The organism is Cupriavidus sp. 207A1 (assembly GCF_057798955.1).
Map to the genome: position 1 here is coordinate 35,358 of NZ_JBYOJO010000010.1, position 20,379 is coordinate 55,736.

The window sequence follows — 20,379 nt, forward strand, 5'->3', positions numbered from 1 at the left end:
ACCGGCTCACAAGGCCGTGCTCGCACGCCAAGACTCGTTGTCGGAGGCCTACATGATCAAAGATGTGGAAGTCGTGCCGTACCGTGACGCGGGGGCGTCCGGGCATGGCACCGCAGCAACCGCCGCACGCCCGGCCACCGCGCCTGGCAGCGCCCCGGCACTGGTGGCCAACAACGGCATCAAGGTATTCGGCGAGCGCCACCTGGTGCCGGTCAGGCAGCGCGTGCGCCATGGCGCCACCCCCGGACTGGTGACCGCGCTGCAGGCCGAGCCGACCCACGAAGGCCGCAGCGCCGTGATGCAGTCCGCCATCCGCGCGATCGGCTTCGACTGGCTGGGCTACGCCACCGCCGCGCATGTCGGCGGCCAGCTGCAGCCGCGCACCTTCTTTGAAAGCTATTCCCCGCCGGGCTGGCGCGAGCGCTATTTCCGCGAGCGCTACTACGAGATCGACCCGCGCACGCCGCAGCCGGGCACGTTCTGCCTGCCCACCGTGTGGGACGCCGACGACCTGGCGCAGACGCCGCTGGGCAACGTGCCGCCGCTGCGCCGCCGCCGCTTCCTGGAGGACCTGCGCGACGCCGGCGTGCGCAGCGGCATCTTCCTCAACCTGCCGATGCCGGGCAACAGCGAGTTCGTGCTGATCAGCTTTATGTCGGGCATCGAAAGCCGGCGCTGGATCGGCGATTCCGTGGTGGGCCAGGCGCTGGCGATGGGGCTGGCGCTGCATGAATTCCTGACCTGCCACGTCGAGATCCCCGCATTTGCCGGCCGCCATCGCGAAGGTCTGTCGGAGGTGCAGCGCGATATCCTCGCCTGCCTGGCGCAGGGCCTGTCGGACAAGGAGATCGCGCGGCGCATGGACATGTCGATCTTCAACGTCGACTACCACATGCGCCGGCTGCGCAGCCACTTCGGCGTGCGCAACCGCGTGCAGCTGGCCAGCGCGGCGACATTGCTGCGGCCGCCGGGGGCACCGCTGTCGGTGGACAGGGACAAGGATGCGGCGGGGGTGATCGCGGCTTAGTTTGCTGGTTTTCGTTTTGGCATTGGCATTGGCATTGGCATTGGCGTTGCCTCCACCGACGGTGTACTCCCTCTCCCGCTAGCGGGAGAGGGTTGGGGTGAGGGCCGGAGCATCAACGAAGTGAAGGCCGTCGCTATTGGACGCGCCCGCCCTCACCCCCGCCCCTCTCCCGCTCGCGGGAGAGGGGAGAAAACCGGCAGCGTCGACATGCCCCCCCTCACTCCCCCTTCGCCCACCGCATCAACTCCGCCACCCGCTCGAACAACGTCCGGTCGATAAACCGGTCCAGCGGAACATTCAAGTACAGCCGCTGCGCCAGGTCCGAATCGAACGCCGACGGCACCAGGTAGTCCGCCGCGGCCTGGCGGATGCGGGCCGCCACCTGGCCGCTGCCCTTGGCCACCACCCGCGGCAGCGTGCCGGGGCCGTCATAGCGAAGCGCCACCGCGTACTGGGTGGAATACACCACCGCGGTCGAGACCCGCACCCGTTCGCTGACGCCGAAGAACGCGGCCTCGAAGAAGGCCGCGCGGCGGCGCCCGGCCATGATCGGGTCGCCCTGGGTCTCCTTGTATTCGCGGCGGTACTCGTCGACGCTCATGCGCTGGCGCTTCATGAACTGGTGGCGCTCGTGCACGTAGTCCACCACCGCCATCACCAGGTAGATCACCGCGGCCCAGCAGCACATGCGCAGGATGATGTAGGCGACCAGCAGCAGGATTTCGGCGGGGCGGGCATAGCCGGTGCGCACGCCATCCTCGATCGCGCCCAGCGCCAGCACATAGACCAGCCCGGCCAGCAGCGCGATCTTGACCAGGATCTTGGCCAGGTTCACCAGGTTGCGCACGGCGAACATGCGCTTCAGGCCCTCGGCCGGGTTCAGCCGCGCCAGGTCCGGCTTGATCTGCTCGAACGCCACCAGCGGGCCCACCTGCAGGAACGCGCCGACGATGCCGCATACCAGCGCCAGCGCAACGATCGGCAACACGCCCATCAGCAGGAAGCGCGCCGCGGCCTCGCCCAGCACCAGCATCTGCTGGTCCGCCAGGTGCTGCGGCACGCTGCCCATGGCGCTGTGCCACAAGGCCTGGAACAGCCGCACGAAATAACGGCCCAGCAGCCACAGGCCCGCCAGCACGCCGAGAAACACCACCGCCGAAGTGACGTCGCTGCTGCGCGGCACCTCGCCGCGCTTGCGCGCCTCGTCCAGCTTGCGCCGCGTTGCCTCGAGGTTCTTTTCGCTGTCGCTCATCGGGTGTCGATATGCCGCCGCCGATGCTAGCGTGCCGCGCCCCGGCGCAGCATCTCGATCAGGATATTGTCCGGGCGCAGGAAGCCCTGCAGCGTATCCACCATCACCGCCAGCATCAGCACCAGCATCAGGAACGCCACCGAGATCTTGACCGGCTGCGCGAACTGGAACACGTCGAACTGCGGCACGAAGCGCGCGATCAGCGCAAAGCCCAGCTCGACGATCACCAGCAGCAGCAGGATTGGCGCGGCCAGCTTGACCACCCACGAGAACAGCGTGCCGGCGTAGAGGTTGGCAAAGCCCATCGACGCCAGCGACATCTCCGGCCCGAACGACATCACCGGCCAGAACGCGAACGACTCCACGATCACGCCGGTCATGGCGATAAAGCCGCCCAGCGCCGCGAACAGGGCGATGCCGAAGTGCGACAGCAGGTTCTCCATGGGCCCGTCCTCCTGCTGCGTCACAGGATCGAAGAAGGTGGCGTTGCCCGAGCCGGTCTGGAAGTCGATCAGCTCGCCGATCATCTGCAGGGCCACGAAGAACAGGCCGAACGCCATGCCCAGCAGCAGCCCGATAAAGGCTTCCTTGAAGATCAGCACCAGCCACAGCCCACCGGCGACGGCGTCCAGGTCGATGCGCGCGCCGGGCGACACGAACAGCGCGATGGCCAGCACGATGCCATTGCGCGCCACCCCGGGGATGGCCTGCTGCGACAGGAACGGCAGCACCGTAAACGCCGTCAGCAGCCGCGGCATCACCATCACGATCGGCATGATGACCTCGCGTCCCCACTGGAACAGCAAGGCGGGATCGAGCAGTTCGCCTTGCATCTCAGGCATGCCGCGCGTCGTGCCGGGCAGCGTGCCAGCGGCGCGCCGCGGCTTCGTCGATGGCCTCGTCCTCGCGCCGCCCGGCGCCCGCGCGCAGCGCGCGGCGCTCGCGCAGCGCCAGTTCGCGCGCGCCGTCCAGCCGCGCCTGCGCGCGCAGCAGCGCGCGGCGGGCCGCGTCGAAGGCGGCGCGCCGCTGTGCCACGTGGTCGAGCACCGTGGCCAGGTTGGCATTGGCGCGGGCAATGCGGGCGTCGAACGCACTCTGCCAGCCTTGCGCATCGAGCAACCCCGATACCGACACCCCGCCCTGCGATGCGCCCTGGCGCAGGCGTTCGATGAACGCCGCGCGCTCGGCCAATGCGGCCTGCACCGCCTGCTGTGCGGCCTCGGCCTGCTGCAGCCCGGCCATCACCTGCGCGCGATGCTGCTGCAGCGCACGCAGCGCCTCTTCCTGGCGGCGCTGGCGCACCGCCTCGAGCTGGCCCAGGCGCGGGTCGGCGCCGGCGGCCGTCATTGCGCGGCTCCGGCAAGCGGTGCGGGCTCGCGCACGCGCAACGCCTGCGCCAGCTTGTCGACGGCGCCGGCGAAGGTATCGAGCCGCGCCGCCGGCTGCGCCAGGTAGGCGCGGATATCCGGCATCGCGGCCACGGCGGCGTCGGCGACCGGGTCGGCGCCGGGCCGGTACTCGCCGATCTGCAGCAGCAGCTCCAGCTCCTGGTACCGGGCCAGCAGCTGGCGCAGCCGCGCCGCGTCGCGCGCGTGCGCGCCGGCCGCCACCTGCGGCATCACCCGGCTGACCGACTGCAGCACGTCCACCGGCGGATACTGGCCGGCGCTGGCCAGCTTGCGCGACAGCACGATATGGCCGTCGAGGATCGAGCGCACCTCTTCGGCAATGGGATCGCTGTCGTCCTCGCCTTCGGTCAGCACGGTATACGCCGCGGTGATCGAGCCCTGCACGCCGGTGCCGGCGCGCTCCAGCAGCTGCGGCAGCATCGAGAACACGGACGGCGGATAGCTGCGCCGCGTCGGCGGCTCGCCGCTGGCCAGGCCGATCTCGCGCTGCGCGCGCGCCAGCCGCGTCAGCGAGTCGACCAGCAGCAGCACGCGCCGGCCCTGGTCGCGGAAATGCTCCGCGATCGCGGTGGCGGTATAGGCGCAGCGCACGCGCTCCATCGGCGAGCGGTCGGAGGTCGAGACCACCAGCACCGTGCGCGCCATCCCTTCGGGGCCCAGGTTGTATTCGATGAACTCGCGCACCTCGCGGCCGCGCTCGCCCACCAGCGCGACCACGTTGACATCGCTGGACGCGCCGCGCGCCAGCATCCCCAGCAAGGTGCTCTTGCCCACGCCCGGCGGCGCGAAGATGCCCACCCGCTGGCCCTCGCCCAGCGTCAGCAGTCCGTCGATGGCGCGCACCCCGGTGGCCAGCGGCTCGCGGATCAGGCGGCGCGTGAGCGGGTCGGGCGGCTCGTTGTCCACCGGCACCCGCGCCACGCCGTCGAGCGCGCCCTTGCCGTCGATGGGCTCGCCCAGCGCGTCGAGCACGCGGCCCAGCAGCGCGGCGCCGGCCGGGCACTGGTGGCCATGGGCGGATGGGATGACCTCGGTCAGCGCCGATACGCCGGTGGTGCGCCCCAGCGGCGTGAGCAGCGCGGTCTGCTGCACGAAACCGACCACCTCGGCCAGCAGCGGCGGCTCCCCGGGCGTGACCAGCTGGCACAGCTCGCCCACGTGGGCCTGGATGCCGGTGGCGTTGATCAGCATGCCAACCGCCTTGCTGACGCGCCCGCGCATCGCCACGGGCGTGAAGTGTTCGAACGCGCGTTCGAGGTCGGCGGCGGCATGCTGCAGCGCGGCTTCGATATCGGAGGCAGGGAGTTCGCTGGACATGGGTATCAACGTAGGAATCAGCCCGCCCGCAGCCGGCGCGCAAAGGCTTCGAGCTGGGCCTGCAGGCCCACTTCCATGGTGCCCGAGGGGGTCTGGATACGGCAGGCATCGGGTTCCAGCCCCGGCTCGACCACCACGTTGGCGCGGCGCGGCCACTCCTGCGTCTCGGCCAGCCGGTCGAGCAGGCTGCGCACGGCCTGCTCGCGGCCCAGCGGGATCTGGATGGTGATGAAGGGCTCGGCCCGCACCAGCGCCTCGACGCGCTGCAGCGCCACCTCCAGGATGATGTCGGGGTCGAGCTCGCCGGCGATCTGCTGCACCGCCTTCATCACGATCTCGGCCATGGTGCGGCGCATCGCGCCCAGCTGGCGCTCGGCCTCGGCGGCGGTGCTGACCTGTGCGGCGGCATGGTCGGCGTGCGCCCGCGCCCAGCCTTCGCGGTAGCCATGCTGGCGCCGTTCCTCGGCCTCGCGCTGGGCTTCGCTGCGGATGCGCACGGCCTCGCTGCGCGCGGACTCGATCACCGCGGCGGCGTCGAGCAAGGCGGCATACTCGGCCTCCTTGAGCACCTTGCGCTCGGACAGCAGCTGCAGGTTTTCGCTGGTGATCAGAAAAGCCAGTGCCATGCCGGGAACCGTTCGGGGATCAGGTTGAGCAGCAGCAGTTCGCGCAGCTGCGCGGCCTGCGCCGGGGTCAGCGGTGCCGGCGACAACGCCGCCAGGCGCCGGGGAAACTTGCGCCGCAGCGCTTGCAGCAGCGGCGCCGCACAGGCTTCGTGGCGCGCCTCGGCGGCCAGCAGCCCGCACAGGAGCCGATAGCCGCGCTCGGCCATCAGCCGGCCGGCGCCGGGCGGGTGTGCGCGCAACGGTGCCAGGTTCATCGGCAGCGCCGGCAGGGCCGGCACGCGCTTCAGGATAAAGGCCACGGCGTGGCGGTCGAGCCGGCGCGCGGCACGGCGCATCGCGCGCGGCGCGCTGCCGATCAGCGGCGCTGCCAGGGCCCCGGGCAACGGCGCGATGCTGTCGGCCAGTTGCGCCGGCAGCATGCGGCGCTCGCTGGCAAAGCCCGCCTGGTGCACCGCCAGGCCCAGCCACCACGCCAGCAGGCGCAGGTCGCTGCGTGGCATCAGCACCAGCCGCGCCAGCGAGGGCGGCGCCTGGAGCAGGCGGTGGATCGCGGCGTCACGGTCGCCCTCCGCGCCGAGGCCCAGCGGCTGCGCCAGCACGTCGGCGGCGGCGGGGCCGAAGCGGTCCGCGCGGCGCCAGGCCAGCGGCCAGTCCGCCGGCAGCCAGCTGGGATGCAGATGCGCCAGCGGCCGCTGCGCCAGGTCGGCCACCGCGCGCGCCAGCGCCGGATCCGGCAATGCCGGCGGCGCGGGTGCCAACGCGGCGGCCAGCGCGCCGGGCAGGTAGGCGCCAGGCGCAGCCTCGGCGGCGGCAACGGTGGATAGCAGCGTCAATTTGCGCTCCGCGGCGTGCCGCGCCGCTGCGGCCAGCGCAGCACGCCGCGCTGCCATGCCACCACGGCCGCGACGGCCAGTGCAATCGCCACCGCCGCGCCGACCGCGATCGCGGCGAAGCGTCCCACTGCAAAGCCGGGCGCCGGCCCGGGTGCGCCCGCCTGCGGCGCGAACGGGCGCGCCTCGACCAGCGACAGCGACACGTTGTCATGGGTCACGCCTTCGATGCTGTGCGCCACCATGTCCTTCACGGTCGGCACCAGCAGGCGCAGGTCGGTATCGGCGCGGTGCTTGATGAACACCGCCGCCGACGACGGCCGGATCTTGTCCGAGAGCGGATCGGTGGCGGGGATCACCACATGCACGCGCGCGGTGACTACGCCGTCGATATTGCGCAGCGTCTCCGACAGCTCCTGCGACAGCGCGAAGATATAGCGCATGCGCTCTTCGGTCGGCGTCGCCACCAGCCCCTGCTTCTGGAACACCTGCCCCAGCGACGCAAAGCGTTCGCCCGGCAGGCCTTCGCTGCGCAGGATCTCCAGCGCGGCGGGCAGTTGCGATTCCTCGACGCGCACGCGCCACTGGCCCTCGCCGGTGCCGCCGCTGGTCTCGGCGCGCGCCTTCTCCGCGTCGATGCCCTCCGCGGTCAGCGCGGCCAGCACCTGGTTGGCCTCGGGTTCGTTCAGCGACGCGTACAGGTCGACCTTGCATGCGGCCAGCGCCAGCGCCATCAGCGCCGGCGCCAGCCGGGCCGCGCGCGCAAGGCGCCGGCACAGCGGTGGCGTGGACATCATTGCTGGTTCTTCAGCAGGCTGTTGAACAGGTTGGTGCCGGCGCTGCCGATGCTGGAGGTCACGTGGATCGACGAGAACAGCTCCAGCGACTGCGTCTGCAGCAGCATGGCCTGGTAGACCACCTCGCTGGTGCTGCCCTCGTAGATCGACGCGAACATGCCGTCGCGCAGCTCCTGCAGGCGCGCGGCCTGGCGCGCCGATTCCTCGCCGGCGGAGACGTAGCTGGCGCGGATGGCGTTGCCGAGCGTGGTCGAAGTCGGGTCTGCCGCCTGGGTCACGTGCGCGGTGCGCGAGCCGTCGGCGGCGCGGCCCTGCTGGACCATCTGCGCGAACTGCCGGGCATCGGCCGGGTCGGGCTGCGCGGCGGGGGCCGCGGCCGGCGACTGGTGCGCGGCGACGGTGGCGCTGTCGGGCGCGGCGCCGGCGGCGGTGGCGGCATTGGCGGCGGCAATGGCGGCGGTCGGGTCCATCATGGCTCTCCTTGCAAGGCGTTGGGCGCCCCGGCATGCCGGGGCGCGTGGCGGCGTGCCGTCAGTTGGTGCGCGAGGTCTGCTTGACGTCCTGCATCGCGCCCTGGACCAGGTTGGCCTTCTGCGTGTTGTGGGCCATCTCGCTGCTGACCACCGCGTTCTGGCGCGTCAGCGTGTCCTGCAGGCCCAGGATGTTCACCGAGAACTCCTGCGCTTTCTGCTGGATTTCCTGCATCTTGGCATTGAGGTCGACTTCAGCCATGACAATCTCCTTCAGGTAGGTTGGCGTCAAACACCTGCCCTCCGGGGGCAAGCGGCATCTGCGCCCGCGGGCGCAAATCCAGTGGCACGGCGCCGGCGTGCGCCGTCATCGCCGTGCCTGCGGCGGCACCGGGCTGTCCTTCAGCACCACGCCGTCCGCGTCGATCCGTTCAATCTCGGCGCCGTTCTTCAGCACCGCCCCTTCGAAATAGCGCGCACCGTTGGCCAGCTGCACCGAGCGCGTGCCGTTGCCGTCCTCGGTAATGCTCACCACGCGCGCCGGGAACACGCCCTGCCAGTTTTCCATGTGGCCGTCGCGCACCTGCCGGCGACGGCTGTCGGCGGTTTCGCGGTAATCGATCTTGTCGGACACCAGCACGCCCGGGTGCAGGTCCTCGATCACGCGCCGCACCTTGTCGCGTCCGTGCACCGGGTCGGCGGTGCCGCTCAGCAGCACCCGGCCCTGGCCCTGGTAGGCAATGCCCACGCCGGGCTCGTCCAGATAGCGCTGGATATGCTCGATCAGGTCGTCGGCCGAGCGCACCTGCTGCTGCACGCCGCGGCCGAACGGCGCCAGCGCCTGCACGATGCGTTGCCGGTCCACGCGCGAATTGACGAAGCCCTTGACCGTGACCGTGCCGTTGGGCAGCGACACCACCTCCAGCTCCGGATAGGCCGCCACGGTCTTGCGCACCGCGGCGGGATCCGCCTGCTGCGTGCGCGGTGCGAGCCCGCCGTTGGCATAGGTGGCGGCAAGCCAGCCGGCGCCGATGAGGCCCACCACGCCGGCCACGCCCAGCGCCGCCAGCAGCGCGCGCCCGGGCCGGCGCCCGCCCTGCTGCTGCGCGTCGGCATCGCGCGCGGCGCGCCGGCCGGATTCGGCCCAGGCGAAGAGCGTGTCGGTGGCCTCTGACATGCCCGGCTGCGCGCGCAGCAGCTCCACGTCGAGCGCGCCGATGGTGAGGATGTCGCCGCCCGCCAGCGCGAACGCGCGCTGCGTGGTGGCACGGCCGTTGACGTTGACCGCGGCCTCGCCGACACGTTCGGCCGAAACCGCCAGCTCGCCCACATTGAGCACCAGGTGGCGCGGCTGCACCTCGGCGCCGGGGACGCTGATGTCCACGTCCGCCGCCGTGCCCAGCACATTGGCGCCGCGCCGCAGCGTGACCTGGCGGCCGTAGACGTCGCCGCCGAGAAAGCGCAGCGTCCAGCCCGAGGCGTGAGAGTCGTGCAGGTCGGCCATCAGCTCATCCCCGGGATCACCAGGCGCGGCGTCAGCAGGTAGAAGCGCTCCATGTTGTTCTGGCGCTTCTCCTGGTACTTGAACAGGCTGCCGATGATCGGCACGTCCTGCAGCAGCGGCACGCCGGACGAAGCGTTGATCTTCTCTTCGGTGGTGTAGCCGGCGATCAGCAGGCTCTTGCCCTCTTCCACCATCGCCTGCGTGGTGATGGAGCGGCGCCGCACCACCGGGATACGGTCGACGGTCTCGCCGGACAGGTTGCCGTCGGCGATGTCGATGGTGAGCATCACCGCGCGGTTCTGCTGCTCGTCGACCACCAGCGGCGTCACGCGCACCGCCGTGCCGGCGGTGACGTTGAACAGGCCCGCGTCCTGGAAGCCGTCGACGCGCACATAGAACTCCTGCAGGTTCTCCAGCGCGGCTTCGGTGTTGTCGAGCGTCAGCACCTTGGGCCGCGCCACGAAGTTGGCCTGCCCGCGCTCGGCCAGCGCCTTGACGCGCGTGAGCAGGTAGCGGGTGACATCGCTGCCGATGGCGCCGGTGAACTGCAGCCCGCTGCCGATCGTCGCCGCGGTGGTGCCGGCCTCGTTGGCGAGGTTGCCGAAGCTAAGCCCGGCGTTGCCGTTGCCGCCCCCCAGCTGCAGGTCGACATGGGGCGTATGCAGGCGCCAGTCGACGCCCAGGCTGTCCAGGTCGGCCTGGCTGATGTCCATGATGGTGACCTCGATCTCCACCAGGCGCGGCTTGACGTCGAGCGATTCGATCAGGCGCCGGTACTGCGCCATCTTGTCCGGGGTGTCGCGCACGATCACCGCATTGAGGCGGGTATCGGCCTGGAACTGCGGCAACTGGCCGCCGCCCCAGTTGTTCTGCATGCCAGGGCCCAGGCCGACGCCGCCGCCGCCCATGGCATCGAGCATCTGCGACGGGTCCGCGCTGGGGATGCCCATGCCGCCCCCGCCGCCCTCACCCATGCGCAGCTTGGCCTGGCGCGTGGCGCCGCGGCTGGTGCCCAGGCTGGGGCCGGTGCCAGTGGCCAGCGTGCGGTTGCGGCCGTACAGGTTGCGCAGCACGGTGACCACGCCGGGCACGGTCATCTCCTTGCCGGCGCGGTTGATGCGGAAGTCCGAGGCCCACGAGTACTTGAGCGGGAACAGCTGGATCTCGGCGCGCTCGTCGGCGATGGAGCGGTCGTCCACCGCGCGCACCGCGGCGCGCACGGTCTCGACGTAGCGCTTGGGGCCCGACACCATCAGCGTGCCCTCCGCATCGTTGATGGTGATGGGGTAGCGCGAGTCGGGCACCTGCATGCGTTCCAGCGAATCGCGCAGGCGCGCGCCGGAGCCGCGCGCGATCGGCAGCACCTCGCTGCGCGCCTCGCTGGCGACGTCGATATAGAGCAGCGAACCGTCGTAGTAGTAGGTCAGCCCGAACATCGAGCACACGCTCTTGAGCACGTGCTGCGCGGACTCATTGAACTTGCCGCTGATGGTCCCTTCGACCTTGGGATCGATCACCGCCGTGGTGCCCTGCGAGGCGGTCAGCTCGCGCAGGAAGTCGGCCAGCCGCTTGTCGCTGGCCGACGCCTGGAACGGCTTGCTGGGCCAGCGCAGGTCCGCCGCGCGCGCCGCCTGCGGTCCGCACAGCAGTGTCCCCGCCAGGCACAGCAGCGCCGCGGCGGCGCGCCATGGCCGCCGTGGCGCGCCTTGGCGCCATGCCGGCCGGCGCATGGCGCGGCCCGTCGATCCGTGTTCCCCGTGGTGCCCCAGCATCATGTCCGTTTGCTTGTCCGTTGTTCCTGCGTGGTTGCCTGCATGGATTCCGCCCCTTACAGGAAGGTCAGCATGGTCTGCAGCGCGCGCTGCGCGAAGCGCATCACCTCGCCGCCCAGCCAGCCGCCCAGCAGCACCAGCGACACCAGCACCGCGATCAGCCGCGCCGAGGTGCCGATGCTCTGGTCCTGGATCTGCGTCACTGCCTGCAGCACCGCCACCACCAGCGCCACCAGCGTGCCGATCAGCACCACCGGCAGCGTGACCCACAGCACCACCAGCAGCGCCTGGCGCGTGATGTCGAGGATGGTGTCGGCGCCCATCTCACTCTCCGGCCGGGTTCTGGATCCAGCCCACCGGCACCAGCGTCACGTCTTCATCGACCTCCTGGTATGACAGCACCGGGATGCGCGGCGCGACCGGCTCGATCAACCGCTTGATATAGCGGCGCACGTCGACGCTGACCACCACCACCACGCGCGCGGCGCCGGCACCGCCCGCCGCACCGGCCTTCTCTGCCGCCTTCTCCAGCAGCACGCGCAGTTGCTCGCGGATATCGCGGGTGACGTCGTGGCTGAGCAGCAGCAGGTTGCCGCGCGCCGCCTTCTCGATCGCGCCCTGCACGCGCGCCTCCAGCGCGGGCTCGAACAGCACCGCGTCCAGCGAGCGGTTGGCGCCGACATGGCGGCTGGTGATCAGCCGGCCCAGGTCCACGCGCACCAGCTCGGTCAGCGCGATCGCATCGGTTTCCTTGGGCGCCCAGGTCACCAGGCTTTCGAAGATGGTGCGCAGGTTGCGGATCGGCACGCCCTCCTGCAGCAGCCGGCGCAGCACGTCGGTGACGCGCTGCAGCGGCACCACCCGCGCCAGCTCCATCACCAGGTCCGGCGCCTCGGCCTGGATCACGTGGATCATCGCCTGCACGTCCTGGATGCCCAGCAGCGGCGCGGCATGCTGCTTGATCACCGCGCCCACGTGCACCGCCAGCACTTCCTCGCACGACAGCGTGCGCACGCCGTCGGCGGCGCCAGCCTCGGCCGGCACCCACACCACTTCCGCAAACGGCCCGAACGGCGCGCCGGCCTCGGCCACGCCCTGGTCGACGCGCGCGCGGGCGCCCGGCTCCAGTAGCCGCTTGCCGGGGCGCAGCACGCCGCCGGAAGCCACCACGTCCTGCACGCGGATGGCATACGCATCGGGCTCGCCCAGCGCGCGGTGCTGGATGCGCAGCCGCGGGAACACCATGCCCAGTTCGGCCTCGACCTCGCCCTTGGCGGTGGTCATGCGCTGCTCGAACAGCCGCAGGTCGATGCGCCCGCGCAGCGCTTGGTCCAGCTCCAGCGCCAGCGCCGGCGCCACCGCCGCCTGGGTGCCGGCCGCCGCACCGTCGTCCGCGTCGGCCATCTCGATCCAGGTGACGGTGCCGGTGCTGCGCCGCGCGCGGCGCAGCAGCAGGTAGCCGCCGCCGGCCACCACCAGCGCCATCAGCCCGAAGGTCCATTTGGGAAAGCCCGGCACCACCAGGAACACCGCAATGGCCAGGCCCGATACCACCAGCGCCTTGGGCTGGGCCAGGATCTGCTTGCCGATGACTTCGCCCAGGTTGGGCGCGCGGGTGCGCTCTTCGTCGGACGACACCCGGGTGATCACCACCCCGGCCGCGATCGAGACCAGCAGCGACGGGATCTGCGACACCATGCCGTCGCCGATGGTCAGGATGGCATAGCGCTGCAGCGCCTCGCCGATGCTCATGTCCTTCATCAGCGTGCCGATGGCGATGCCGGCCAGGATATTGACCAGCGCGATCACCACGCCGGCGATGGCATCGCCCTTGACGAACTTCATCGCCCCATCCATGGCGCCGTGCAGCTGGCATTCCTGCTCCAGCGCGCGGCGGCGCTCCTGCGCCTGGCCGGCGGTGATGGTGCCGGCGCGCACGTCGGCGTCGATGCTCATCTGCTTGCCCGGCATCGCATCCAGCGCAAAGCGCGCGCCTACCTCGGCCACGCGCTCCGAGCCCTTGGCGATGACGATGAACTGCACGATGGCGATGATCAGGAACACCACCCCGCCCACCACCACGTTGTTGCCGACGATCAGCTTGCCGAAGGTATCGATGATGTGGCCCGCGTCCGCATGCAGCAGGATCAGCTTGGTCGAGGCGATGTTCAGCGACAGCCGGAACAGCGTGGTGAACAGCAGCAGCGACGGGAAGGTCGACAGCGACAGCGCCGACGGGATATAGGTGGCGACGATCAGCAGGGTCAGGCTCATGCCCAGGTTGATCGTCAGCAGCAGGTCCAGCAGGAAGGTCGGCAGCGGCAGCACGAACAGCGCGATCACGGCAAACAGCAGCAGCGTCAGCGCCAGGTCTGACTGGCGCGACGCCGCCGCCGCCATCTGCTGCAGCCCCGGCGCGCCGGGGCCGAGGCCGCGCGGGAACGCTGGGAGGTTTGCCGGGAGTTTCGCCATCGTCCTTGCCGGTGGGATCAGTGGGGGGCAGTGTATGGCCGCCCCTGCACAGCGACCAGTACCGAGGATTCGTAGCGCGTGCCGCACATCCGGCCTGCGCGGCCGGGGCCTGGCGGTTTCGGGCGCCGGCCTACAAGGCTTCGTAGTGGACGCGGCTGCACCCCGCTGCTTATCGTTGCGTCTCGAGCAACCGAGCCTCCCAACATGTCTTCCGTCCTGCCTCGCCCTGGCCGCGCCCCGTCCGCCCAGGCGCCCGCCGCGGCGCCGCGCGGTGACGCGCGCGTGCTGGTGCACAGCGCTGCGGCGGCGGCACGGCTGGCCACCGCTGGGCTCGATGCCACCCCGGCGCTGCCGCATATGGAGCCCGATACCGCGCGGCTGTCCGGCTGGCTGGCCTGCCGCGCGGCCGCCGTGCCGGTGCGGGCGGGCGGGCACGACTGGCAACTGCGTTTTGTCCCTGCAGACCCGCAGATCGCGGCGCGGCCCGGTGCCGGCTATGCCTTCACCTTTGGCGCCAGCCACGGCGTGCTGCGCTGGGATGTGGCCAGCGAACGCCTGCTGCTTGCGGCGCCCGGCGCCGCCGAAGCACTGCCTGCGCTGCTGCGCTACGCGCTGATGGCGGACGCGCTGGCCGAAGCGGTGGCGGCACTGGGCCATGCCGTGCCCGACGCCTTCAGCTGGCAGCCCGATGGCGCCCGGGCGCAGGCAGTGGCTGCGGCCCATGCCTTTGGCTTCGAGCTGCGGCGTGAGGCATCGCCGGCGCGGCTGCGCGGCACCCTGCTGCTGGACCAGCCCGAGCGCCTCGCGGCGCTGCCCGCAGGGTTGCCCGCGCCGGCACCGGCGTGGATGGAGCGCCTGCCGGTGCCGCTCGCGGTGCGCATCGGCACCACGCGGCTGGCGCTGGGCGAGATGCACGGCATCGAGCCCGGCGACATCGTCGGCATCGACGACTGGCATTCGCAGGGCAGCGCGCTGGTGGTGCGCTGTACCACCGGGCGCCACGGCCCGGGCTGGACCGCGCTGGCCGAGGGCCGGCGCCTGGTGGTGCAGGCCGGCGCCGACAGTACGGACGTTTCAAACGGAGCGCATATGGAAGAGCAAGATCCCGCACGGCAAGACCAGCCCATGCCCCATCCGGACGCGGCGCAGCCGACCTTGTCGCGGCTGGACCGCCTGGAGGTGACGCTGCGCTTTGAAGTCGGCGACGTCGCGGTGCCGCTGGCCGAACTGCGCGCGGTGGCCCCGGGCTATGTGTTCGAGCTGCCGCAGCCGCTCAAGCAGAGCGAGGTGCGCATCGTCGCCAACGGCAACCGCATCGGCACCGGCACCCTGATCGCGGTCGGCAACCGCCTGGGGGTGCGCATCACCACCTTTGCCGGCGGCGACGCATGAATCGCGGCAGGCCGCCTCATCCCGTTCCGGCCGGGTGCATGCGATGAACAGCGGACTCTACAATCCGGTCCTGATCCTGACCATCATCCTGACGTTCGGCATTGCGCCCTTCGTCGCGCTGATGGTCACCAGCTACACCAAGCTGGTGATCGTGTTCGGCCTGCTGCGCGCCGCGCTGGGCCTGCAGCAGGTGCCGCCGAACATGGTCCTGAACGGCATCGCCATCATCCTGACCGCCTACATCATGGCGCCGATCGGCTCCGATGCCTTCGATGCCATCAAGCGCCGCGCCGACGCCAACGCCGCCTTCAACGTCAACGACGTGGTCACCGTCTACGACTCGGTCAGCGGCCCGCTCAAGGAATTCCTGGTCAAGCACACCGAGGAGCGCAACCGCACCTTCTTCGTCCAGTCCGCCAAGCGCATCTGGCCCGAGGGCCGCGCCGACGACCTCAAGTCCGACGACATGATGGTGCTGATCCCCAGCTTCACGCTGTCGGAGCTGACCCGGGCGTTCCAGATCGGCTTCGTGGTCTACCTGGTATTCGTGGTGGTCGACCTGATCGTCGCCGCCATCCTGCTGGCGCTGGGCATGTCGATGGTGGCGCCGACCACGATCTCGGTGCCGTTCAAGCTGCTGCTGTTCGTGATGCTGGAGGGCTGGACGCAGCTGATCCAGGGGCTGGTGCTGTCGTATCGGTGAGGGTGGGTGCCGTCGCGTCTATACCACTCTCGTCACCGGGTGGTAGCCCGCCATTTTCGCGTCGGCCGTCAGCAAGGTCATGCCTTCGCTCAGTGCCTGGGCCACCAGCATCCGGTCGAACGGGTCTTTATGCTCCGCGTGCAGAATGAGGCCGTCGAGCGTTCGTGGGTGCTGTTTGCTCAGATCCAGGCTCTTGTAGCCGCACAAATCAAACACCGCAGATGCCTGTGTCGCCGTGACCGGAAGCTTGCCAAGCGAAGCTTTGATGCCGATTTCCCACAGGCTGACCACGGAAACAAAGATCTCGTTGGCCGGATCCGCGATGACTTGCCGGGCGACGGCCGGCAATTGCGGGCTGGCCAAGGCCGCCCAAAGCGCGATATGCGTGTCGAGCAGAACTTTCAACCGTGTTCTCCCAGGAAGAGCTTGCCGACCTCCTCGTCGCTCTCGTTGAACCGGTCAAGCGTCAGATCATCGAACGCATCGCCAAGAAGCGCCCTGCCTCCACCGATACGTTGCGACTGCGGCGACGGGACCGGTACCAGTTGGGCAGCCGGCTTGCCGTTGCGGGCAATGATCACGACCGATTCCGCGCCCGACTCGACCGCGTCGACCAGTCGGGAGAGCTGGCTCTTCGCGTCATGCATGTTGATCGTCAGCATATAGCCTCCTAGCTAGGACAGTTAGCTAAGTATAGCCCAGGCGAACCCCATCCGGACCGTGTGCTCTTGCCCCGATCCTGCTCCGGAGCTAGCTTTTCACGCCAAATGACTCGTGATACCTGACCACGCCCGAGGGCACGTGCGGGCCGAGCGCAATGGCTTGAAAGTACTCCGCCGGAACCCCGGGTAATACGAGCGTCGACTGTGCCGAAAATCCAAAGCGGGAATAGTAGGCCGGCTCCCCGAGTACTACGCAGCCTTGCGCGCCTGACTGTCGGAGGCGATCCAGGGCCGCACGTATGAGCTGCGAGCCAACCCCAATGCCTTGATGAGCAGGCAGCACCGATACCGGACCAAGTCCGTACCATCGCGCACTTCCGTCTGAGATTTCGATCGGGGAAATGGCGACATGCCCGACAACCTTGCCGGACAGTTCCGCGACAAGCGAGATCTCCAACTGTCCGGCCGCCCTCAGGGCCGTGATGATCAGTGGTTCCGTGCCACTGGCGTGGGTGGCGACGGCGAAGGCGGCCTGTGTCACCTCGGTAATTGCGTGTGCGTCGTCCGGACGCTCGCTCCTGATCAGGAGCGCATCAGTCGTGGTCATTCAGTTTCCTAAAATCGATACGCAGGAAGCCCAACCGAAAGGCACTGAGTGTTGTACCGAACGTTTATCGCCTTCGCGATCCCGTTTGGGGCCTGATACCGGGCGCATTGTCATCAGCATGGGCGGCGCCCTGCATAAAGAAATCCAGGGCTTTGCCAAGCTCGTCCTCCAGGTGCACGTCCAGGCCGCTCAACCAGGCCATGACGGCCCCAAGGTATAGGAAATGCAGATAGTGCGCCAGGCGCTCGGCCGCAGTATCACGCCGGAGCTCTCCGGCCTGTTGTGCCTGTTCGATGAGTTGCACGTACAAGGGGAGCATGTCCGAACTGGTCTGCTGCTCCATGCCATCGCGCACTTGCTGGAAGCGGAAGCGGATATACGGCGCCGCATACTGGCGATGGTGTTCCCACCAGTTGGCCGAGCCATGCCACAGCGTTGCCACGCGTGCGACGAAGGACTCGCGACTCAGAACGTAGTCCTCCACCGCCGCTTGCAGGTCTTCCTCGAGTTCGTTGTGCATCCAGTGCACCAGCACCGCCTCTTTGACGGGGAAGTGGTTATAGAGCGTGCCTCTCGCAACATCCGCCTCTGCCGCGATCTGTTCCATCGTGACCGCTTCATAACCGTCGCGTTCAAATAACGTATGCGCGATGGCAGCGATGCGGTCACGCGTCTGCTTTCTTTTACGGGCAATGCGATCGTCTTCGCTCATGGCAGTTGCGACTTAATTGGACATTGTCTAGGATTGTACATTGTCCAATCTCGCAAGGGGAAGTCGTCGATGCGCGCAAGGAAGGAAGTTCCCACGGTGGTCATCGGGGCTGGGCTGTCAGGACTGGCCGCCGCGCTTTCGCTGTCTCGTCGTGGCATCCCGGTGATGGTCGTGGAGGCGCAGCAGAGCGCGGGCGGATGCTGTTCCACCGAGCTGTCCGACGGATATACCTTCAACAATGGCGCGGTATACGTGGCCGTGCCCTCATTGCTTCATGCTGCCTTCGGGCGCCTGGGCCTGAGCTTCGATGAAGAAGTCGAACTCGTCGGCATAGCCAGGCCCCACGCGACTTATCTGGACAATGGCACTGCAGTGCACCTCTCGACAGCGGAACACTCGTACGTGGACGGCGCCGACCACCACCGCCGCACGCAGGCGCTGCGGGACGGGCTGGCCAAGCTACGGGACGATTGGCGTCCGATCTACGCAACCTTGGTCCGCGACGTGCTTCCGGAAGAACCGTCGCTGCTACGTACGATCGGCAAACTCTGGAGGCACCTGCCGCGAATGGGCGGGCACGTAAACGGCCTGATCGCGTCCTATTTTCCGGACGGGGATCTGCAGGCTGCTGTCGCGTCCACGTTGCTCTACACGGGCCTCGCACCCGACCGGCTACCGGCGACACAGATCATCGGCTTGCTGGCCTTGCTGGAGGAAGGCTTTCACCTGCCGCGCGGCGGCATGGGCGCCATTAGTGCTGCCCTGCTGCGAGCCCTGCAGGGTCAATCCGTCTCGGTGCGTTTCGGTACCAAGGTCAGGGAAATCGTCGTCAGCGACGGTCGGGTGCATGGCGTTGTGCTAACCGACGGAGAACACATCCCGGCCTCGCACGTCGTCGCCACGTGTTCGGGATTGGGTGTCGTGAAGAACCTGCTGCGTGCCGCCGATATCCCGCGAAGCCTGGCCGCAAAGGCGGATAAGGCTCCGTTGTCACACAGAGCCATCTCCATCCAGATCGGATATTCCGGTGCTGCGGCAGCCGACGCGTTCATCGTCAACCATGTACCGGCGATGGAAAAACAAGGCGCCATGCACGTTCCGAGATCCGACGTCCCGCCATGGATTGCGTACACGCAGCCTACGCGGGTGCTACCGGAACTGGCACCAGGAGGCAGGCATATCATCGAGCTGTACGCGCCCGCCAGCGATATTCGCTCGGTATCCGAATGGAATCCGGCATGGAGCGATTCGGCACTGGAGAGATACCTGGACGCGTTGCAGAAGCGAGTCCCCGGCATGGCCATCGAAAGGACCCGCGTGCTCGACCCGCAGGACTTTGCCCGGGAACGACAACTGTATGAGGGTGCGCTGTATGGAATTGCCCCGGGTTCTCCACCCCACCGCTTCCTTCCGCATCGGACATCGATCAGCGGGCTATACCTGGGCGGACAGACGACGTTCCCGGGCTATGGCGTGCCGTCGGCAATGCTGTCTGGCATTCAGTGCGCGGAGTCGCTGGTTGCGGACTTGTCTCGGTCGAGCTGACTTCATTGTCCAGGGTGCGCCGGCCAGGCGCGCGGACGCCTGGGAAAGATGCGAGACGTCAGGGCGCTGCGCTGTTCGAGCGCTGCTCCCGGGTGTGCACAGCCGTTGCAAGGGGGATCCACTGCAGATCCCGCCCCACGATCACCTTCCCCGAAAAGCCCTTGCTGGCTGACTCCCACCGACTGGGATCGTTGTCGGCAGGCGCGAGATGGGACAGAACAAGCGTTTTGACGCCAGCGGCTTCCGCCACGGCGCCCACTTCGGTCGCCGCGGTATGGGAATGCACCAGGTGGTGCGCCTTAGCCTCTTGTGCGGGGTTTCGAGGCTTTGGATACAAGGCGTCAACCCACGCGGTGTCGATCACTTCGTGCACCAGTATGTCGGCACCGCGCGCCAGCCTGATCAGGTTCGCATGCGGACTCGTGTCGCCGGAGAAGACAACGGAGCCGTGAGCCGTATCGAACCGGTACGCGAATGCCGGAAATACCGGTGCATGGTTGACTAACGTTGCTGTGACCTTGACGTTCTCGTCACGGTAGACCTCGAAAGGTTCCATCACAGGGGCGGGATCGCGGTCAGGATCCACCCTGAGACTGGCCGGCAGCGCGATGTCCATCACGTCGACACGGCTATGAGGATTCGGTTTGCGACTATCCAGGATGTTGTCATTGATGTCCGCCGCAAAGGCCCGATAAAGCGCCTCCGTCATGGCAACGGTGCCCGGCATCGGCTGCTCGGGGGCAACGATTTCCGACACCCCTTCTTTGCCTCCACTCGCAGGCGGCAACTTCCCCCGTGGGCCCGGACCGAACACCTTGAGTTTCTGACGTCGCTCCGCCAACCCGTCGGATGCACCGAACAGTACCAGCGACGGATAGTCCACGATGTGGTCCGCATGCATATGGGTGATAAACGCGGCCCGCAGCGATTCAAGCCCGCGCCCCGGCGGCGGTGCTCCCAGGCCCGCCTGGAAATAGCGTCGCAGCCATCCCGCTCCGAAGTCGACAAGGTAAACCTGGCCGTTGACTGCCAGGGCGGATGAGATGCCCGCCGATTGCGAGCCCCGCCATGATGTCCGACCGCCTGCCGTTCCCAGAAGGACAAGATTGGGACCAGGATCGGCCAACGATGGCGTCTTCGGTTGGCTGGCTGGATCGGCATGGGAAGCCGAGGCCAGAACGCCGAGCGCCACCGTGGCCGCGGCACAAAGTTGACGAAGGTAGAGAGCCCGGCCAGCCAGTACCCGGGTTAGAACGATAGGCATATGTTCTCCGAAGGAAGG

22 protein-coding genes are annotated in these 20,379 nt (G+C 68.8%); 4 read left to right on the plus strand and 18 right to left on the minus strand.

Translation table 11 applies throughout. The annotated features are described in order from the left end of the window. Positions 1-52 precede the first annotated feature (52 nt). Positions 53-1,027 (plus strand): helix-turn-helix transcriptional regulator, encoded by a 975-nt coding sequence (locus AC3FMM_RS18855; protein WP_116314445.1) that lies wholly within the window; start codon positions 53-55, stop codon positions 1,025-1,027. A 217-nt stretch (positions 1,028-1,244) separates the two neighbouring features. On the opposite strand, the gene AC3FMM_RS18860 is transcribed toward AC3FMM_RS18855, so the two are convergent. The 13 genes from AC3FMM_RS18860 to sctV form a co-directional block, all read right to left on the minus strand. Continuing rightward, the gene (locus tag AC3FMM_RS18860; RefSeq protein WP_116314446.1) at positions 1,245-2,279 is read right to left on the minus strand and encodes an EscU/YscU/HrcU family type III secretion system export apparatus switch protein; all 1,035 of its coding nucleotides are present in this window, start codon (positions 2,277-2,279) and stop codon (positions 1,245-1,247) included. Between the two features lie 26 nt (positions 2,280-2,305). Continuing rightward, positions 2,306-3,121 (minus strand): type III secretion system export apparatus subunit SctT, encoded by an 816-nt coding sequence (gene sctT, locus AC3FMM_RS18865; protein WP_025584980.1) that lies wholly within the window; start codon positions 3,119-3,121, stop codon positions 2,306-2,308. After that, on the minus strand, positions 3,114-3,626 hold the full coding sequence (locus AC3FMM_RS18870; RefSeq protein ID WP_488687272.1) for a flagellar FliJ family protein: 513 nt from the start codon (positions 3,624-3,626) through the stop codon (positions 3,114-3,116). Before AC3FMM_RS18870 ends, sctT begins: the two co-directional genes overlap by 8 nt. After that, positions 3,623-5,005: a FliI/YscN family ATPase gene (locus tag AC3FMM_RS18875; RefSeq protein ID WP_115713238.1), complete on the minus strand. Its 1,383-nt coding sequence runs from the start codon at positions 5,003-5,005 to the stop codon at positions 3,623-3,625. Before AC3FMM_RS18875 ends, AC3FMM_RS18870 begins: the two co-directional genes overlap by 4 nt. Positions 5,006-5,022: 17 nt before the next feature. After that, positions 5,023-5,631 (minus strand): type III secretion system stator protein SctL, encoded by a 609-nt coding sequence (gene sctL / locus AC3FMM_RS18880; protein WP_012356073.1) that lies wholly within the window; start codon positions 5,629-5,631, stop codon positions 5,023-5,025. Next, positions 5,613-6,464: a type III secretion system protein SctK gene (locus AC3FMM_RS18885; protein ID WP_240991333.1), complete on the minus strand. Its 852-nt coding sequence runs from the start codon at positions 6,462-6,464 to the stop codon at positions 5,613-5,615. The genes sctL and AC3FMM_RS18885 overlap by 19 nt, the downstream gene beginning before the upstream one ends. Next, positions 6,461-7,258, minus strand: coding sequence for a type III secretion system inner membrane ring lipoprotein SctJ (sctJ, locus tag AC3FMM_RS18890; RefSeq protein WP_115713236.1), 798 nt, complete (start codon positions 7,256-7,258; stop codon positions 6,461-6,463). The genes AC3FMM_RS18885 and sctJ overlap by 4 nt, the downstream gene beginning before the upstream one ends. Beyond that, on the minus strand, positions 7,255-7,731 hold the full coding sequence (locus AC3FMM_RS18895) for a hypothetical protein (protein WP_115713235.1): 477 nt from the start codon (positions 7,729-7,731) through the stop codon (positions 7,255-7,257). Before AC3FMM_RS18895 ends, sctJ begins: the two co-directional genes overlap by 4 nt. Before the next feature lie 58 nt (positions 7,732-7,789). Continuing rightward, entirely contained in the window at positions 7,790-7,990 is a 201-nt protein-coding gene (locus tag AC3FMM_RS18900) for a hypothetical protein (protein WP_018007336.1), read from the minus strand. A 105-nt stretch (positions 7,991-8,095) separates the two neighbouring features. Beyond that, positions 8,096-9,232 (minus strand): type III secretion system protein SctD, encoded by a 1,137-nt coding sequence (locus tag AC3FMM_RS18905; protein WP_115682482.1) that lies wholly within the window; start codon positions 9,230-9,232, stop codon positions 8,096-8,098. After that, positions 9,232-11,007 carry a type III secretion system outer membrane ring subunit SctC gene (sctC, locus tag AC3FMM_RS18910; RefSeq protein ID WP_115713233.1) on the minus strand — a complete coding sequence of 592 codons (1,776 nt, stop codon included), beginning with the start codon at positions 11,005-11,007 and terminating at the stop codon, positions 9,232-9,234. The genes AC3FMM_RS18905 and sctC overlap by 1 nt, the downstream gene beginning before the upstream one ends. Positions 11,008-11,060: 53 nt before the next feature. After that, complete coding sequence (locus AC3FMM_RS18915; RefSeq protein ID WP_018007333.1) at positions 11,061-11,327, minus strand: EscS/YscS/HrcS family type III secretion system export apparatus protein; 267 nt, start codon at positions 11,325-11,327, stop codon at positions 11,061-11,063. Between the two features lies 1 nt (position 11,328). Beyond that, complete coding sequence (gene sctV / locus AC3FMM_RS18920) at positions 11,329-13,476, minus strand: type III secretion system export apparatus subunit SctV (RefSeq protein WP_115713232.1); 2,148 nt, start codon at positions 13,474-13,476, stop codon at positions 11,329-11,331. A gap of 204 nt (positions 13,477-13,680) precedes the next feature. Here sctV and sctQ point away from each other — a divergent pair, with 204 nt between their 5' ends. Continuing rightward, on the plus strand, positions 13,681-14,868 hold the full coding sequence (sctQ, locus tag AC3FMM_RS18925) for a type III secretion system cytoplasmic ring protein SctQ (RefSeq protein WP_488687273.1): 1,188 nt from the start codon (positions 13,681-13,683) through the stop codon (positions 14,866-14,868). A 43-nt stretch (positions 14,869-14,911) separates the two neighbouring features. After that, complete coding sequence (gene sctR / locus AC3FMM_RS18930) at positions 14,912-15,571, plus strand: type III secretion system export apparatus subunit SctR (protein ID WP_115682486.1); 660 nt, start codon at positions 14,912-14,914, stop codon at positions 15,569-15,571. Between the two features lie 18 nt (positions 15,572-15,589). On the opposite strand, the gene AC3FMM_RS18935 is transcribed toward sctR, so the two are convergent. The 4 genes from AC3FMM_RS18935 to AC3FMM_RS18950 form a co-directional block, all read right to left on the minus strand. Continuing rightward, positions 15,590-15,976 (minus strand): type II toxin-antitoxin system VapC family toxin, encoded by a 387-nt coding sequence (locus AC3FMM_RS18935; RefSeq protein ID WP_115713230.1) that lies wholly within the window; start codon positions 15,974-15,976, stop codon positions 15,590-15,592. Continuing rightward, a complete protein-coding gene (locus AC3FMM_RS18940; protein ID WP_115713229.1) occupies positions 15,973-16,233 on the minus strand; it encodes a type II toxin-antitoxin system Phd/YefM family antitoxin in 261 nt (86 codons plus the stop codon). Before AC3FMM_RS18940 ends, AC3FMM_RS18935 begins: the two co-directional genes overlap by 4 nt. 88 nt (positions 16,234-16,321) lie before the next feature. Continuing rightward, a complete protein-coding gene (locus AC3FMM_RS18945) occupies positions 16,322-16,840 on the minus strand; it encodes a GNAT family N-acetyltransferase (RefSeq protein WP_116314454.1) in 519 nt (172 codons plus the stop codon). Positions 16,841-16,904: 64 nt separating this feature from the next. Beyond that, positions 16,905-17,552, minus strand: a complete 648-nt coding sequence (locus AC3FMM_RS18950; RefSeq protein WP_488687274.1) for a TetR/AcrR family transcriptional regulator — start codon at positions 17,550-17,552, stop codon at positions 16,905-16,907. Between the two features lie 69 nt (positions 17,553-17,621). On the opposite strand from AC3FMM_RS18950, the gene AC3FMM_RS18955 reads away from it, so the two are divergent. Further along, entirely contained in the window at positions 17,622-19,097 is a 1,476-nt protein-coding gene (locus AC3FMM_RS18955; protein WP_488687275.1) for a phytoene desaturase family protein, read from the plus strand. 58 nt (positions 19,098-19,155) lie between these two features. Here the strand turns inward: AC3FMM_RS18955 and AC3FMM_RS18960 are convergent, their stop codons facing one another. Continuing rightward, positions 19,156-20,361, minus strand: a complete 1,206-nt coding sequence (locus AC3FMM_RS18960; RefSeq protein WP_488687276.1) for an MBL fold metallo-hydrolase — start codon at positions 20,359-20,361, stop codon at positions 19,156-19,158. Positions 20,362-20,379 lie beyond the last annotated feature (18 nt).

Excerpts from the sequence above, each read along its gene's own strand:
- AC3FMM_RS18855 (WP_116314445.1), top strand. The coding sequence starts at position 53 with ATGATCAAAGATGTGGAAGTCGTGCCGTACCGTGACGCGGGGGCGTCC.
- AC3FMM_RS18860 (WP_116314446.1), bottom strand. The coding sequence starts at position 2,279 with ATGAGCGACAGCGAAAAGAACCTCGAGGCAACGCGGCGCAAGCTGGAC.
- sctT (WP_025584980.1), bottom strand. The coding sequence starts at position 3,121 with ATGCCTGAGATGCAAGGCGAACTGCTCGATCCCGCCTTGCTGTTCCAG.
- AC3FMM_RS18870 (WP_488687272.1), bottom strand. The coding sequence starts at position 3,626 with ATGACGGCCGCCGGCGCCGACCCGCGCCTGGGCCAGCTCGAGGCGGTG.
- AC3FMM_RS18875 (WP_115713238.1), bottom strand. The coding sequence starts at position 5,005 with ATGTCCAGCGAACTCCCTGCCTCCGATATCGAAGCCGCGCTGCAGCAT.
- sctL (WP_012356073.1), bottom strand. The coding sequence starts at position 5,631 with ATGGCACTGGCTTTTCTGATCACCAGCGAAAACCTGCAGCTGCTGTCC.
- sctJ (WP_115713236.1), bottom strand. The coding sequence starts at position 7,258 with ATGATGTCCACGCCACCGCTGTGCCGGCGCCTTGCGCGCGCGGCCCGG.
- AC3FMM_RS18895 (WP_115713235.1), bottom strand. The coding sequence starts at position 7,731 with ATGATGGACCCGACCGCCGCCATTGCCGCCGCCAATGCCGCCACCGCC.
- AC3FMM_RS18900 (WP_018007336.1), bottom strand. The coding sequence starts at position 7,990 with ATGGCTGAAGTCGACCTCAATGCCAAGATGCAGGAAATCCAGCAGAAA.
- AC3FMM_RS18905 (WP_115682482.1), bottom strand. The coding sequence starts at position 9,232 with ATGGCCGACCTGCACGACTCTCACGCCTCGGGCTGGACGCTGCGCTTT.
- sctC (WP_115713233.1), bottom strand. The coding sequence starts at position 11,007 with ATGATGCTGGGGCACCACGGGGAACACGGATCGACGGGCCGCGCCATG.
- AC3FMM_RS18915 (WP_018007333.1), bottom strand. The coding sequence starts at position 11,327 with ATGGGCGCCGACACCATCCTCGACATCACGCGCCAGGCGCTGCTGGTG.
- sctV (WP_115713232.1), bottom strand. The coding sequence starts at position 13,476 with ATGGCGAAACTCCCGGCAAACCTCCCAGCGTTCCCGCGCGGCCTCGGC.
- sctQ (WP_488687273.1), top strand. The coding sequence starts at position 13,681 with ATGTCTTCCGTCCTGCCTCGCCCTGGCCGCGCCCCGTCCGCCCAGGCG.
- sctR (WP_115682486.1), top strand. The coding sequence starts at position 14,912 with ATGAACAGCGGACTCTACAATCCGGTCCTGATCCTGACCATCATCCTG.
- AC3FMM_RS18940 (WP_115713229.1), bottom strand. The coding sequence starts at position 16,233 with ATGCTGACGATCAACATGCATGACGCGAAGAGCCAGCTCTCCCGACTG.
- AC3FMM_RS18945 (WP_116314454.1), bottom strand. The coding sequence starts at position 16,840 with ATGACCACGACTGATGCGCTCCTGATCAGGAGCGAGCGTCCGGACGAC.
- AC3FMM_RS18950 (WP_488687274.1), bottom strand. The coding sequence starts at position 17,552 with ATGAGCGAAGACGATCGCATTGCCCGTAAAAGAAAGCAGACGCGTGAC.
- AC3FMM_RS18955 (WP_488687275.1), top strand. The coding sequence starts at position 17,622 with ATGCGCGCAAGGAAGGAAGTTCCCACGGTGGTCATCGGGGCTGGGCTG.
- AC3FMM_RS18960 (WP_488687276.1), bottom strand. The coding sequence starts at position 20,361 with ATGCCTATCGTTCTAACCCGGGTACTGGCTGGCCGGGCTCTCTACCTT.